This is a genomic window from Futiania mangrovi (assembly GCF_024158125.1).
GTDB classification, from domain to species: Bacteria; Pseudomonadota; Alphaproteobacteria; order Futianiales; family Futianiaceae; genus Futiania; species Futiania mangrovi.
Map to the genome: position 1 here is coordinate 1,171,275 of NZ_JAMZFT010000001.1, position 13,040 is coordinate 1,184,314.

Here is a 13,040-nt window from a genome sequence, read left to right on the forward strand (position 1 = left end):
CATGAGCAGCTTTCTCGTCACCGGCGGCGCCGGCTTCATCGGTTCGCATCTCGTAGTGCGCCTGCTCGAGGCGGGCCATGACGTGCGCGTCCTGGACGATCTTTCGACCGGAAAGCGGGAGAACGTGCCCGCTGGCGTCGAACTGGTCATCGGCTGCGTCAGCGATCCCGCGACCGTGGCCGCGGCGATGGCGGACATGGATGGCTGCTTCCACCTTGCGGCAATCGCGTCGGTCGCCCGCTGCAACGAGGACTGGCAGTTCTCCCACCGGGTCAACCTCGGCGGCGGGATCAATGTCTACGAGGCCGCATCCGCGCTGAGCGGCGGCCCGGTTCCTGTGGTCTATGCGTCGAGTGCGGCAATCTACGGCGACACCGACCTGCTTCCGATTGCGGAAGAGACGACACCCCGGCCGCAGACGCCCTATGGCGCCGACAAGCTTGGGCTGGAGCATCAGGCCCGCGCCCACGCCCATGTGCGGGGCATGTCCTCGATCGGCCTGCGCTTCTTCAATGTCTACGGGCCGCGCCAGGACCCCTCGTCGCCCTATTCCGGCGTGATCGCGCGCTTTGCGGACCTTCTGTCGGCGGGCCGGGCCATCACGATCTACGGCAGCGGCGAGCAGACGCGCGACTTCGTCTATGTGGGCGACGTGGTGACCGCCTGCGTGGCGGCCATGACCTCGCTGAAGGCGCGCCCCGCCGCGCAGCCGCGCGCCGACGTCTACAACGTCTGTACCGGCCGCACGACCAGCGTGCTGCAGCTTGCCCAGACGCTGGGCGCGCTCCTCGGCGTGAACTCGCGGCCGCAGCACGCCCCCGCGCGCCCCGGCGACATCTTTGCCTCCTACGGCGATCCGGCGGCACTCGCCCGTGCGCTCGGCGTCACGGCGGAGGTCGAGTTGAAGGACGGCCTGGCCCGCCTGCTCGACTGGTCGGGCCAGCGCGCGGTCGTCACAGATACCACTGATACTCCAAGGGCGAGACGAACGTCCTGAACTTCTCCAGTTCCAGGCGCTTGGTCTCCAGGTAGAGCGACAGGTACCCCTCCTGCAGGTACCCGCGCAGGATCTCGTCCGCGCCCGCCACGTCGAGGGCCGCGTCGATCGTGCCCGGCAGGCTGGGGTCGTGCCGCTCGCTCGCATTGCCCGCGGTTGCCGGTCCCGGATCGATGCGATTGGTGACGCCGTGGTGCACGCCCGCGAGCAAGGCCGCGAGCGCGAGATAGGGGTTGGCCTCCGCGCCCGCGACCCGGTGCTCCAGCCGGCGGGCATGCGCCGGTCCCGCTGGGACGCGCACCGCGACCGAGCGGTTGTTGTAGCCCCAGCACGGCGCCATCGGCACGAACAGGTTGGGCTGGAAGCGGCGGTAGGCGTTCCGGTTCGCGGCGAACACCGCCATGGACGCGGGCATCAGCGCCAGGCAGCCGCCGATCGCGTGGCGCAGCAGGTCCGCCCCGTCGCGTCCGCCGTCGTCGAACACGTTGCGGCCGCCCGCGCCTGCGAGGCTGAGGTGCAGGTGCAGGCCGCTGCCCGCCTCCGCCGGGAAGGGTTTCGACATGAAGGTGCAGTCGTAGCCGTGCGCGTCCGCCACGTTCGTGACCAGGTGACGCAGCAGCGCCGCGTCGTCTGCCGCCTCCACGGGATCGTCGACGTGGCGCAGGTTGATCTCGAACTGGCCGGGCGCGAACTCCGACGTGGCGACCGTCGCCGGGATGCCCTGAAGCTGCGCCATCCGGTCGACATCGGTCACGAAGGCCGAGAAATTGTCGAGCGAGCGCATGTCATAGACCGACCGGCGCGTCTCCGGCCGGTTGGAGCCCGGCGCGCGCGGCGGGCGCGGGGAGCCGTCGGCGTTCCGCTCCCGGTCGATCAGGAAGAATTCCAGCTCCAGCGCGCAGACCGGCGTGAAACCCGTCTCCCCGAAGCGCTCCGCCACGTGGGCCAGAACCGCGCGCGGTTCGATGACCGGCGGGGTCTTGTCCTCGAACTCCATCAGCACCTGGCCGACCACAGGCTCCTTGCCGTCGGCGCGGAAGAAGCGCGGCGCGAACGTTCCCGCGACCGGCACCGCGGTCACGTCCGGATCGCCGTCGCGGAAGCCGAAGCCGTCCGGGTCCAGGCTGTCCCCGGTCACGTCGAGGGCGTAGATCGACCGCGGGATCTGCACTGTCCCTCCGGCCATGTTGCGGGCCTCGTCGACCGTCAGCCGCTTGCCCCGCGCGATGCCGCACAGGTCGATGAACAGCGCGTCGATGAAGCGCATCTCCGGATAGGCCGCGAGAAGCGTTTCCAGGTCCTGCGCCGCCTTCAGCCGTTCGGCTCCGTCTGTCTGTCCACTGCCGTCCATGATGCAACGATACTCCTTCACCTGTCCGTCGCACGGTAATACAGGAACGCGCCGGCGAGGTAGAGCCGCCGCAACTCGGGAAAGGGAAACCGCGGCGCCCCTCCCCGGTAGATCGCCGGGATCGCGGCCCAGCCATCCTTGCCGAGGGCCAGCGCGCGCGCCAGCGCCCTGCCCGCCCAGACCGCGCTGTTGACCCCGTTTCCATGATAGCCCATGGCGAAACTCACGCTCTCGTCGCCGTCGAGAAGCCCTAGCGCCGGCACCCGGTTCCGCGTCATGCAGATCAGCCCGCGCCAGAAGTGCTCCGTCTTCACGCCGGCCCAGTGCGGAAAGACCTCCGCCAGCCGCCGTTCCATCCAGCCCCGCATGCGCGCCCCGTCCTCCGCCCGTCCGCTGGTGTCGCCGCGCGCACCGAACAGGAACCGCCCATCGGGCAGCATCCGGTAGTAGAACAGCAGCGTCCGCGTGCTCCACATCGGGCACAGCGTGCGCCAGTTGTGCGCGGCCCTGAGGTCGGGGCTCAGCGGTTCCGTCACGAGGATGTTGGAGATCACCGGCAGGAACCGCCCGGCAAGACCGAAGTGCAGCCCTTCGTCCAGAAAGCCGTTGACCGCGACGATCACCCGCTTCGCCCGCACGGTGCCCGTCCGCGTCACGAGCATATGCCCGCCCGCCTCGCGCCGCCACTCGAGGACGGCGCTTCTCGGGAACAGCCGGGCTCCCGCCGCCGCCGCCGCATGCGCGAGGCCCTGCACAAGCCGCAGCGGATTGATCGCGAAGCCGCAGTGCACCTTCAGCGCGCCGTGCTGCTCGCGTGCGTCGTAGAACTCCCGCGCGAACGACGCCTGGGTGTAGAGTGTCGCACCGATGCCGTACTTGCCGTAGCCGTCGCACAATTGGGTCAGCGCCTCGAACCCCTTGCGGTCGTGGGACACCCCGAACTCCGCGTCGCCCACGGCCTCCGCAGCGATCCCGTGTTCGGCGATCAGGCCGGCGACCAGGTCGACCGCCTCCACCTGGCTGTTCAGGAACGCGCGCGTTTCCGCTTCGCCATAGGTTTCCTCCAGCCCCCGGATCGTGCGCTTGGTGCAGTTGAGGCCGACGATGCCGCCATTTCGCCCCGATGCGCCCCAGCCTATGTGTCCAGCTTCGAGAACCGCGCAGGACAAGCCGTGGTCGCGGACGAGGTGCAGTGCAGCGGAAAGTCCCGTATAGCCGCCGCCGATAACCGCGACCTCGGTCTCGACGTCGCCCGCGAGCGGGCGGAGCGCACGCGCCTCGCCGCCGCCCGATACCGCCTCCCAGAAACTCGGCACCGGCTGATCGAACCGGTACAACGCCGCATCGTAGAGGCCCGCCATACTTATCCCCGCGACTCCCAATACGTGTATGCTAACCCTCTCGTGCACGTCTGAAAAAGGACGTTTGCGCCGGCCTTGCGCCTTGATACGATTTCGCGGCTGCGAACGGTTCGCATTGGAGGGTTTTCTGGTATGAGCGAAGGCAAGACGGGCCGCATTCTCGCGCTTGGCGCACTTGCGGTTTTCCTGACCGGCGGCGCGGCAACCGCGCAGGACAAGGTCGTGAACGTCTACAACTGGTCCGACTACATCGCGGAGGAGGTGCTCGCCCAGTTCGAGGCGGAGACCGGCATCAAGGTCGTCTACGACACCTTCGATTCGAACGAGATCGTCGAGACCAAGCTGCTGGCCGGCGGCACCGGTTACGACGTTGTCGTTCCCTCGGCGGAATTCCTGTCCCGCCAGATCAAGGCCGGCGTGTTCCAGCCGCTCGACAAGTCGAAGCTGACGAATATCGGCAACATGTGGGACGTGGTCTCCACGCGGGTGGCGAAGTACGACCCGGACAACGCCTATTCCGTCAACTACATGTGGGGCACCACGGGCCTCGGCTACAACGAGGAGAAGGTGACCGCCCTCCTCCCCGACGCGCCGGTCAATTCCTGGGCGCTGCTGTTCGACCCGGCGAACGCGAAGGTCCTGGCGGAGTGCGGGATCCACGTGCTCGACGCGCCGGCGGAGGCGATCCCCGCCGCCCTCGCCTATCTCGGCCTCGATCCCGACAGCCGCGACCCGGCCGACCTGGAGAAGGCCGAGGCCGTCTACAAGGCCATCCGCCCCTACATCCAGAAATTCCATTCGTCGGAGTACATCAACGGCCTCGCCAACGGCGACATCTGCCTCGCGCTCGGCTGGTCCGGTGACATCTTCCAGGCCCGCGACCGCGCGGACGAGGCGAACAACGGCGTGACCGTCGTCTACTCGGTGCCGAAGGAAGGCGCGCAGATGTGGTTCGACCAGCTCGCCATCCCGGCGGATGCGCCGCACCCCGACAACGCGCACACCTTCATCAACTTCCTGATGCGCCCGGACGTGATCGCGCAGGCCTCGAACTACGTCTACTACGCCAACGGCAACAAGGCCTCGCAGGAGCTGCTGGACGAAGAAGTGATCGGCGACCCCGCGATCTACCCGGATCAGGAGACGCTGGACCGCCTGTTCACCAAGCTGCCCTACGACGCCCGCACCCAGCGGACCGTCAACCGCATCTGGACGGCCGTGAAGACCGGACAGTGACCCCCGCCGGCGCCGGGACCGCTGTCGGCGCGGCGGTCCCGGCCCCTGTCTCGCGCGCCGCGAGCCGCTTTCGGGAGGCGTCATGAGCATCCGGCGCACACCACAGCCACAGCGCGACTACGCCCCCTGGACGGACCCGGCCGCCGTGCCGCTCGTCCGGTTCGAGAGCGTGACCAAGCGCTTCGGCGACTTCGTTGCCGTCGACGAACTCAGCCTCGACATCTACCGGCGGGAGTTCTTCGCCCTGCTGGGCCCGTCAGGCTGTGGAAAGACTACGCTCCTGCGCATGCTTGCGGGCTTCGAGACGCCGACGGAAGGCCGCGTCCTTCTAGACGGGGAAGACGTCTCGCGCCTGCCCCCCTACCGCCGGCCCGTGAACATGATGTTCCAGTCCTATGCGCTCTTCCCGCACATGACGGTTGCGGCGAACATCGCCTTCGGGCTCCGGCAGGACGGGATGCCGAAGCCTGAGATCAAGACCCGCGTCGACGAGATGCTGGAGCTTGTGCAGCTTGGCCCCTTCGCGCACCGCAAGCCGCATCAGCTTTCCGGCGGCCAGCGCCAGCGCGTCGCGCTCGCCCGCTCGCTCGCCAAGAAGCCGAAGCTGCTGCTGCTCGACGAGCCTTTGGGCGCGCTCGACAAGAAGCTGCGCGAAAAGACCCAGTTCGAGCTGATGGACCTGCAGTACGAGCTTGGCCTGACCTTCGTCATCGTCACCCACGACCAGGAGGAGGCGATGACCGTCTCCGACCGGATCGGCGTCATGAACCAGGGCAAGCTGATCCAGGTCGCTCCTCCGGGCGAGATCTACGAGTTTCCCGCGACCCGCTACGTCGCGGACTTCATCGGCGACGTCACGCTGATCGAGGCGCGCGTGACCGGGACAGCCGAGGGCGAGACGCATCTTTCGCGGCTCGGCGCGGGGGCGGACGACGCACCGCTGCTCTGCCGCCCGGGCAATGGCGCCGCCGCCGCGGGCGATGCGGTCGCCGTGGCGATCCGGCCGGAAAAGGTACGCATTTCCAAGCAGAAGCCTGAGGACGCGGCCGTCAATGCGGTCAGCGGCCAGGTGTGGGACATCGGCTATTTCGGGGATTTCTCGATCTATCACGTCCGCCTTGCAGACGGGACGACCGTCAAGGCGCAGGAACCCAACCAGAGCCGCCTCGCCGCCCGCGAGATAACCTGGGAAGACACGGTCTGGCTCAGCTGGGCGCCCGAGGCGGGCGTCGTGCTGACCGGCTGAGCGCACGGGGGAGGCGACAGGCGATGGCGGGCGCACAGGCACCGGGCACAGGCGGATGGGGACGGGTCGCGCTGATCCTCGCTCCCTACCTTTGGCTGCTCGTCTTCTTCCTCGCGCCCTTCCTGATCGTCCTCAAGATTTCGCTCTCCGACATGGCGATCGCCATGCCGCCTTACGAGCCGGTGCTGGACGTCTTCGCCGGGCTCGCGGCGATGGGAGATTTCCTCCGCGCGCTCGATTTCGAGAACTATGTCTGGCTGACGCAGGACAACCTCTACTGGCGCGCCTACCTGTCGAGCGTTCAGTTCGCTGCAATTGCGACGTTTCTGGCCCTGCTCATCGGTTACCCGATGGCCTATGGCATGGCGCGTGCGCCGAAGGCGTGGCGCCCGACGCTGCTGATGCTCGTCATCCTGCCGTTCTGGACGTCCTTCCTGATCCGCGTCTATGCGTGGATCGGCATCCTCAAGAACGAGGGGCTGCTCAACCTGCTGCTCGTTGACATTCTCGGCGTGATCGACACACCGCTGACGATCCTCAACACGACGACCGCCGTCTATATCGGCATCGTCTATTCCTACCTGCCCTTCATGGTGCTGCCGCTTTACGCTGCCCTGGAGAAGATGGACGAGAGCCTGATCGAGGCGGCGCTCGATCTCGGCTGCACACCGGTTCGCGCCTTCTGGCAGGTGACATTCCCGCTGTCTCTGCCGGGCGTTCTCGCAGGCTGCTTCCTGGTCTTCATTCCTGCCGTCGGGGAGTTCGTCATTCCGGACCTGCTCGGCGGCTCCGATACGCTGATGATCGGCAAGACCCTGTGGACGGAGTTCTTCGGCAACCGCGACTGGCCGGTCTCGTCTGCGGTGGCGATCCTGCTTCTGCTCATCCTCGTCGTGCCCATCGTGATCTTCCAGCGTCTGCAGGACCGCAACCGGGAGGCAGGGGCATGAACCGGTCTCTCTCGCCCTTCACCGCGACGGCGCTGACGCTGGGCTTCGCCTTTCTCTACCTGCCGATCCTGCTGCTGGTGATCTACAGCTTCAACGAGAGCAGGCTTGTCACCGTCTGGGGCGGCTGGTCGACCCGCTGGTACGGCGAGGTGCTGCAGAACCAGGCCATCCTCGACGCAGCGTGGGTCACCGTGCGGGTCGCCGCGGCATCGGCCACGGTGGCAACTGTCCTGGGCACGCTCGCGGCCCTCGTCCTCGTCCGGGCGGGCCGGTTTCCTGGCCGTATGCTGTTCTCCGGCATGGTCTATGCGCCCCTCGTCATGCCCGAGGTCATCACCGGCCTGTCCCTGCTGCTCCTGTTCGTCGCCATGGATTTCGCGCGCGGGTTCTGGACCGTGACTCTCGCCCACATCACGTTTTCCATGTGCTTCGTCGCGGTGGTGGTGCAGTCGCGCCTGGTCAGTTTCGACCGCTCTCTGGAGGAAGCGGCGATGGACCTCGGCTGCCCGCCGTGGCGCACCTTCTTCGAGATCACGTTGCCGGTGATCCTGCCGGCCGTCGTGTCAGGCTGGCTGCTGGCCTTCACCCTGTCGCTCGACGACCTGGTCATCGCCAGTTTCACGACGGGGCCGGGTGCCACGACACTGCCGATGCGGATCTACAGCCAGGTGCGCCTTGGCGTCACGCCGGAGATCAACGCGATTTCCACCATCCTCATCGCGCTTGTCACTCTGGGCGTAATCGCTGCCTCCATCACCACGAAGCGGCAGGAGCAGCGGCGCGAGGCGGACATGCGCGCCGCCGTTGCGCGCGAGGCAGCGCAGGCCTAGCTGCCCTTGCGTTCACCGCGCTCCTCGGCGCGCTCCCGGACCCTCTCCATGAGGCGCTCGCGCCTCGCTTCCAGTTCGGCGCTGATCCGTGCGCGCTCTTCCGGTGTCATGAGGCGGACCATGTCGAATACCGTGGCATGAACCGCCTGTTGCGTCTCCGCCATCCGGGCTTCCAGTACCCCGGCGGCGGCGGCGGCCTTCTCCTGGTCCACCGTTTCCGCGAAAAGGGTCTCGCGCAGACCTTCGCGCGCCTCGCCCATCGCCCTGTAGCGCCCGCGCAACTCCTCGCGCCGCACCCGCATCTGTGCCCGGATCTCCTCGGCCCGGTCCCCCGGCAACATGCGCAGGATGTTGCCCGGCGAGATGCTGACCGCATCCCAGTCGAGCCGGTCGCGGCCGAGGTGCTGCCCTGCCATCAGTCCGCCCAGGAACAGGTTCAGGAGGACCGAGGCGAAAAGTGCAATTCCAAGCCATTTCCGCCGCATGTCAGAACTCTCCTCCGAAACGATCGACGCCGGTCAGAGGCGCGCTGATCGCCGGGCCGGCCGTGAACGGGTCGTCTGTCAGCGCGGGGGTGGAGGCGCGCGCCTCGATGAAGCCGATGGTGAGGCCGAGGGCTGCGGCGGCCGCCAGCGCACTGCCTTGTGCCCAAAGCCCGCGCATCCAGCCCAGCAGATTTCCCCCGGCGGGCTGCTGCGCATCGATCTCAGCCAGGATCCGGCCGTAGAGCGCGGCGCCCGGCTCCGGCACCTCGACCGTGTCGAGCATCCGGGCGAGCGCCTGCGCCCCCGCCAAGGCCTCCCGCGCGGCGGCGTCGCGCGCCATCAGCGTCTCGGCCGCTGTCCGCGTGCCCTCCGGCCAGCGGGCAAGGTCGGGCCCGTGCCGGTCCAGCAGGTCCTCGAACATCTCGCGTGTCATTGCCCTTCCCTCCAACTCGCATCGTCCTTCATGTCGGCAAGCGCCGCGCGCAAGGCACGCCGGGCTCTCGCCAGCAGGGATTCCGTGGCCTCGACGCTCACGCCCAGGATCTCGCCGATCTCCGGGTTGCCCAGGCCCTCGTAGTGGCTCAGCACCAGCGCCGCTCTCTGCCGGTCGGGCAGCGCCATGATCTCCGCCTGCACCCGCGCCGACATGTCGCTGCGGGCCAGCGCCACCTCGGGCGTCGGGCCGGCGTCGACGATCTCGCCGGCCGCGTCGAGCCCGTCATGCCCCCAGCCCTTGCGCCGCACCCGGTCGGTGGCGGCGTTGGCGGCAACGCGATAGAGCCAGGTCGAGAACCGCGCCGTCCCGCCGTTGCCGAGGCCCTTCCACTTGCCTGCACTCTTCCAGGCTCTCAGGAAGACCTCCTGCGCGACGTCCTCGGCCTCCGCCCCGCTTCCCGTGAGGCGCCAGGCCACGCCGTGCACGCGCCCCATGTGCCGGTCCATCAGCGCCCGCAGCGCGCGCGTCTCCCCCTTCGCCATCGCCGCGACGAGCGGCAGGTCGGGGTCGGCGGACGCACCGGGGGCGTGCCCCGGCACATCCGCCGGTGCGCCGGGGCTCATGCCCTCGCCCGCACTCACCCGCATCTCCGGACGGACCGGGCGTGCGGGTCAGTCGCGCGTGCCGCGGCGTTCGCCGTCGCGGTGATGGTCGCGCTTGCGCACCTCGTCGCGGTCGATCTGGCCGTCGTCGTTGCGGTCTGCGCGGTCGAACATGCGCTCCTGCCGCTCAAGCATCGCCTCCCGCGTCATGAAGCCAGTTCCATCCCGGTCGATCCGCTGCCACATGCGCTCGATCCGGGCATTCTGCCGCTCTTCCATACGGGCTTTGGCCGCCGCTTGAAACTCCTGCTTCGAGACGCGCCCGTCGCTGTCCGTATCCATGCCGGAGAAGCGGTTCAGCGCGCGCGTCTGCATTTCCTCGCGGCTGATCCGGCCGTCCTTGTCCTCATCGAAGCGTTCGAACATCCTTTCGGCGCGTGCGCCGTCGTGCCCATGGTGACCGTCGCGCCAGGATTTCGCGAGCGCCACCCCGCCCGCGGTCGCTCCCGCCAGCGTGAGCGCCGCCGTAATGCCATAGACCGCAATCCGCTTGTTCATGTCCGTCTCCGTTGGATGGAGGACCCGTTCCGGTCCGTTCATCCCCAGAAACGGAGGGGGAGGCCCTATTCCGTCGCGTCCCCGCCCAGAAGCGCGCGATAGGCCGCGCGCACCTCCGTCCGTGCTTCGTCTAGCCTGGCGCCGAGCGTGTCCAGATCGGCCACGCCCACCACGCGGCTCATGGCCACAGCGAGTTGCGCAGGCGCCTCTTCCGCAGCGAGCGTGCCTTCGACCGCCACGCCGAGGAACTGCGCCAGCGTCGCATAAAGTCCGTGCGCCGCCTTCAGCGCCGCGCCATGTCCCTGCAACAGCCGCGACTCCTCCAGCCGGCTCAGGGCATCTGCGCTCTCCGTCGTCAGCAGGTCTGGCCGGTCCGGGGCGTGGACCAGTTGCAGGGCCTGCCAGATGAACTCCACATCGACCTGGCCACCCGCTGAGAGCTTGATGTCGAACACGCCGGAGGGCGGCCGCTCCGCGGCAAGCTTCTCCCGCATCTCGCGCACGTCGGCGCAGGTCGAGGCCGCGTCGCGCGGCGCGCACAGCGCCTCCCGGATGGCGGCGTTCACGCGCGCGGCAAATGCATCCGGCGCGGCGATCACCCGCGCCCGCGTCAGCGCGAGCTTTTCCCACGTCCAGGAGGATTCCTCGTGATAGCGCGCGAACGCCGACAATTGCGTCGCCAGCGGTCCCGCCCGGCCCGACGGGCGCAGCCGCATGTCCACCTCGTAAAGCTCTCCCTCCGCGGTGGGCACCGTCAGCGCGCTCACCAGCCGCTGGCCCAGCCGCGCGTAATACTGCTCCCTGGACAAGGGGCTGCCGCCGTCGGACTCCTCCCCCGCCTCCTGATCGTAGATGAAGATCAGGTCCAGGTCGGAGGTCGCGGTCATTTCGCGCCCCCCGCACTTGCCCAGCGCAACCACCGCGAACGCTCCGCCCGGAACGCGGCCGTGGCGCCGTGCCATCTCGTCCTCCACGGCGCGCAGCGTGACCCTTACCGCCGCCTCCGCAAGGTCGGCGAACGCATGGCCTGCCTCGCCCGCGTGCAGCACGCCGCGCAGCACCAGCACGCCCAGCCGGAACCGCTCCTCCTTGACCACGCGGCGGATCGCATCCAGCGCCCCTTCGAAGCCCTCCGCCGTCTCGACCGCGCCCGCAAGATGGTCCTGCATGGCCGCAAGGTCCCGCGGGCCGGAGAAGAATCCTGGATCCAGCACGGCCTCCAGCACGGCATGATTGCGGGCGAGATACTCGCCGAGGCGCGGCGCCATGCCCAGCACCTCCACGAGAAGCTCGAGCAGCGCGGGGTTCGAGCGCAGCAGCGCGAACACCTGCACCCCGCCAGGAAGACCCGACAGGAAGCGGTCGAAGCGAACCATCGCCTGGTCGGGATCGGCGGTACGGCCCATGGTCTCGATCAGGACGGGAACGAGGTGCGTCAGGATCTCCCGCGCCCTGGCGGTTCGCGTCGCCGGTATCCTGCCATGGTGCCACCCGCGGATCGTGCGGGAAACCGTCTCGGGCGCACGAAACCCCTTCTTGCGCAGGGTTTCCAGGGTTTCCGGATCCTCGTCGGTGCCGGTGAAGACAAGGCTGCCCTCTTCCGACGACAGCTCGGGCGCGTCGTCGAACAACCCGGCATAATGGCGGCTCACGCGGGTCAGATGGGCCAGCAGGTCGCTCTCGAAGCTTTCCCGGTCGGCATAGCCCATGAGCGCGGCAAGACACGCCCGGCCCTCTTCGTCCTCCGGCACACGATGCGTCTGCTCGTCGTTCATCATCTGGATGCGGTGTTCGACCGCGCGCAGATGGACATAGCTTGCAGCCAGAGCGTCGCGCGTCTCCGGCGTGACCCAGCCCAGGTCCGTCAGCGCATCGAGACCGCCCAGCGTGGTGCGCTGCCGCAATTCCTTGACCCGGCCGCCGCCGATCAGTTGCTGCGTCTGCACGAAAAACTCGATCTCTCGGATGCCGCCCCGCCCCAGCTTCACGTCATGCCCGGCGACCGCCAGCGTGCCGTGGCCATAATGCGAATGGATCTGGCGCTTGATCGACTTGATGTCCTCGACCGCGTAGAAGTCGAGGCTCCGGCGCCAAACGAAGGGTCGCACAAGGTCCAGGAACGCGGCGCCCGCCTCCAGGTCTCCGGCGATCGGCCGCGCCTTGATCAGCGCCATCCGCTCCCAGTTCTGGCCGAGCGTCTCGTAATAATGCTCCGCCGCGGGGACCGTGATGACCGGTGGCGTCGCGCCCGCGTCGGGGCGCAGGCGCAAGTCCGTGCGGAAGACGTACCCGTCGCCGGTCCGTTCCGACAACACCTTCACCAGCGACTGGGAGAGCCGGATCATCGCGGCCTTCACCTCGCCCACCGTATCCGCCGGCCAGCGCTCGGGGTCGAGGAAAAGCACCAGGTCGATGTCGCTCGAATAGTTCAGCTCGCCCGCGCCCAGCTTGCCCATGCCAAGCACGATCAGGCCGCATGTTTCCGCCGTTACGGGGTCGGGCCGCTCGGGAAGCTTGCCGCGCCGCACAAGGTCCGCGATCAGCACCGCAACGCCTGCCTGGACGCACGCATCCGCCAGCCGGGACAGTGCGCCCGTGACCTGGGCAACGTCCCAGAAACCGAACACGTCCGCCCGGGCGATCAGGATGGCGGCGCGTCGCCGCGCCTCCCGCAGCACGGGCATCAGGGACGCTGCATCTGCACCGCTTGCGGCCGCAGCCGCATGGACACCGGACAGGATCTCCTCGAAGAGCGCGTCGGGCTCCCGGGTCCAGAGGGCAGGCAGCCAGCTGGCCTCCCGCACCATCTCCCGGGCAAGAAACGCACTGCCCCCGGCGAGGACCTCGACCTGTTCCCAGCACGCGTCGCCGAGCGAGCTGTCGTCGCCGAGGCGTGCTGTCATGTCCTGGCGCGCGCGGCCCGCCCGGTCCGCGTCATGGACCCGCGGGCGCCCGCGCTGCACCGGGTGCCCGTCAGCCACGCAGCTC

At 68.6% G+C, this 13,040-nt stretch carries 12 protein-coding genes; 5 read left to right on the forward strand and 7 right to left on the reverse strand.

Features of this window, described 5'->3' with window-relative positions; translation table 11 throughout:
- The first annotated feature begins 1 nt into the window (after window position 1).
- Window positions 2-997: an NAD-dependent epimerase/dehydratase family protein gene (locus NJQ99_RS05605; protein WP_269331805.1), complete on the forward strand. Its 996-nt coding sequence runs from the start codon at window positions 2-4 to the stop codon at window positions 995-997.
- On the opposite strand, the gene NJQ99_RS05610 is transcribed toward NJQ99_RS05605, so the two are convergent.
- A complete protein-coding gene (locus tag NJQ99_RS05610) occupies window positions 954-2,348 on the reverse strand; it encodes a glutamine synthetase family protein (protein ID WP_269331806.1) in 1,395 nt (464 codons plus the stop codon). The two genes, NJQ99_RS05605 and NJQ99_RS05610, sit on opposite strands and share 44 nt — an antisense overlap.
- A 17-nt stretch (window positions 2,349-2,365) precedes the next feature.
- Window positions 2,366-3,709, reverse strand: a complete 1,344-nt coding sequence (locus NJQ99_RS05615) for an NAD(P)/FAD-dependent oxidoreductase (RefSeq protein ID WP_269331807.1) — start codon at window positions 3,707-3,709, stop codon at window positions 2,366-2,368.
- 132 nt (window positions 3,710-3,841) lie between these two features.
- Between NJQ99_RS05615 and NJQ99_RS05620 the strand changes: the two genes are divergently transcribed.
- The 4 genes from NJQ99_RS05620 (at window position 3,842) to NJQ99_RS05635 (ending at window position 7,971) form a co-directional block, all read left to right on the forward strand.
- Entirely contained in the window at window positions 3,842-4,945 is a 1,104-nt protein-coding gene (locus tag NJQ99_RS05620) for a polyamine ABC transporter substrate-binding protein (protein ID WP_269331808.1), read from the forward strand.
- 82 nt (window positions 4,946-5,027) lie between these two features.
- Entirely contained in the window at window positions 5,028-6,191 is a 1,164-nt protein-coding gene (locus tag NJQ99_RS05625) for an ABC transporter ATP-binding protein (protein ID WP_331283263.1), read from the forward strand.
- 23 nt (window positions 6,192-6,214) lie between these two features.
- Complete coding sequence (locus NJQ99_RS05630) at window positions 6,215-7,141, forward strand: ABC transporter permease subunit (protein ID WP_269331809.1); 927 nt, start codon at window positions 6,215-6,217, stop codon at window positions 7,139-7,141.
- The gene (locus tag NJQ99_RS05635) at window positions 7,138-7,971 is read left to right on the forward strand and encodes an ABC transporter permease (RefSeq protein WP_269331810.1); all 834 of its coding nucleotides are present in this window, start codon (window positions 7,138-7,140) and stop codon (window positions 7,969-7,971) included. The genes NJQ99_RS05630 and NJQ99_RS05635 overlap by 4 nt, the downstream gene beginning before the upstream one ends.
- Here the strand turns inward: NJQ99_RS05635 and NJQ99_RS05640 are convergent.
- The 5 genes from NJQ99_RS05640 to NJQ99_RS05660 all read right to left on the reverse strand — a co-directional run bounded on the left by NJQ99_RS05640 (window position 7,968) and on the right by NJQ99_RS05660 (window position 13,033).
- The gene (locus NJQ99_RS05640; RefSeq protein ID WP_269331811.1) at window positions 7,968-8,456 is read right to left on the reverse strand and encodes a periplasmic heavy metal sensor; all 489 of its coding nucleotides are present in this window, start codon (window positions 8,454-8,456) and stop codon (window positions 7,968-7,970) included. The genes NJQ99_RS05635 and NJQ99_RS05640 overlap by 4 nt on opposite strands.
- Window position 8,457: 1 nt before the next feature.
- On the reverse strand, window positions 8,458-8,889 hold the full coding sequence (locus tag NJQ99_RS05645) for a hypothetical protein (RefSeq protein WP_269331812.1): 432 nt from the start codon (window positions 8,887-8,889) through the stop codon (window positions 8,458-8,460).
- Window positions 8,886-9,533 (reverse strand): sigma-70 family RNA polymerase sigma factor, encoded by a 648-nt coding sequence (locus NJQ99_RS05650; protein WP_269331813.1) that lies wholly within the window; start codon window positions 9,531-9,533, stop codon window positions 8,886-8,888. Before NJQ99_RS05650 ends, NJQ99_RS05645 begins: the two co-directional genes overlap by 4 nt.
- 30 nt (window positions 9,534-9,563) lie before the next feature.
- A complete protein-coding gene (locus NJQ99_RS05655; protein WP_269331814.1) occupies window positions 9,564-10,052 on the reverse strand; it encodes an EF-hand domain-containing protein in 489 nt (162 codons plus the stop codon).
- Window positions 10,053-10,117: 65 nt separating this feature from the next.
- Window positions 10,118-13,033, reverse strand: a complete 2,916-nt coding sequence (locus NJQ99_RS05660; protein WP_269331815.1) for a bifunctional [glutamine synthetase] adenylyltransferase/[glutamine synthetase]-adenylyl-L-tyrosine phosphorylase — start codon at window positions 13,031-13,033, stop codon at window positions 10,118-10,120.
- Window positions 13,034-13,040: the final 7 nt, after the last annotated feature.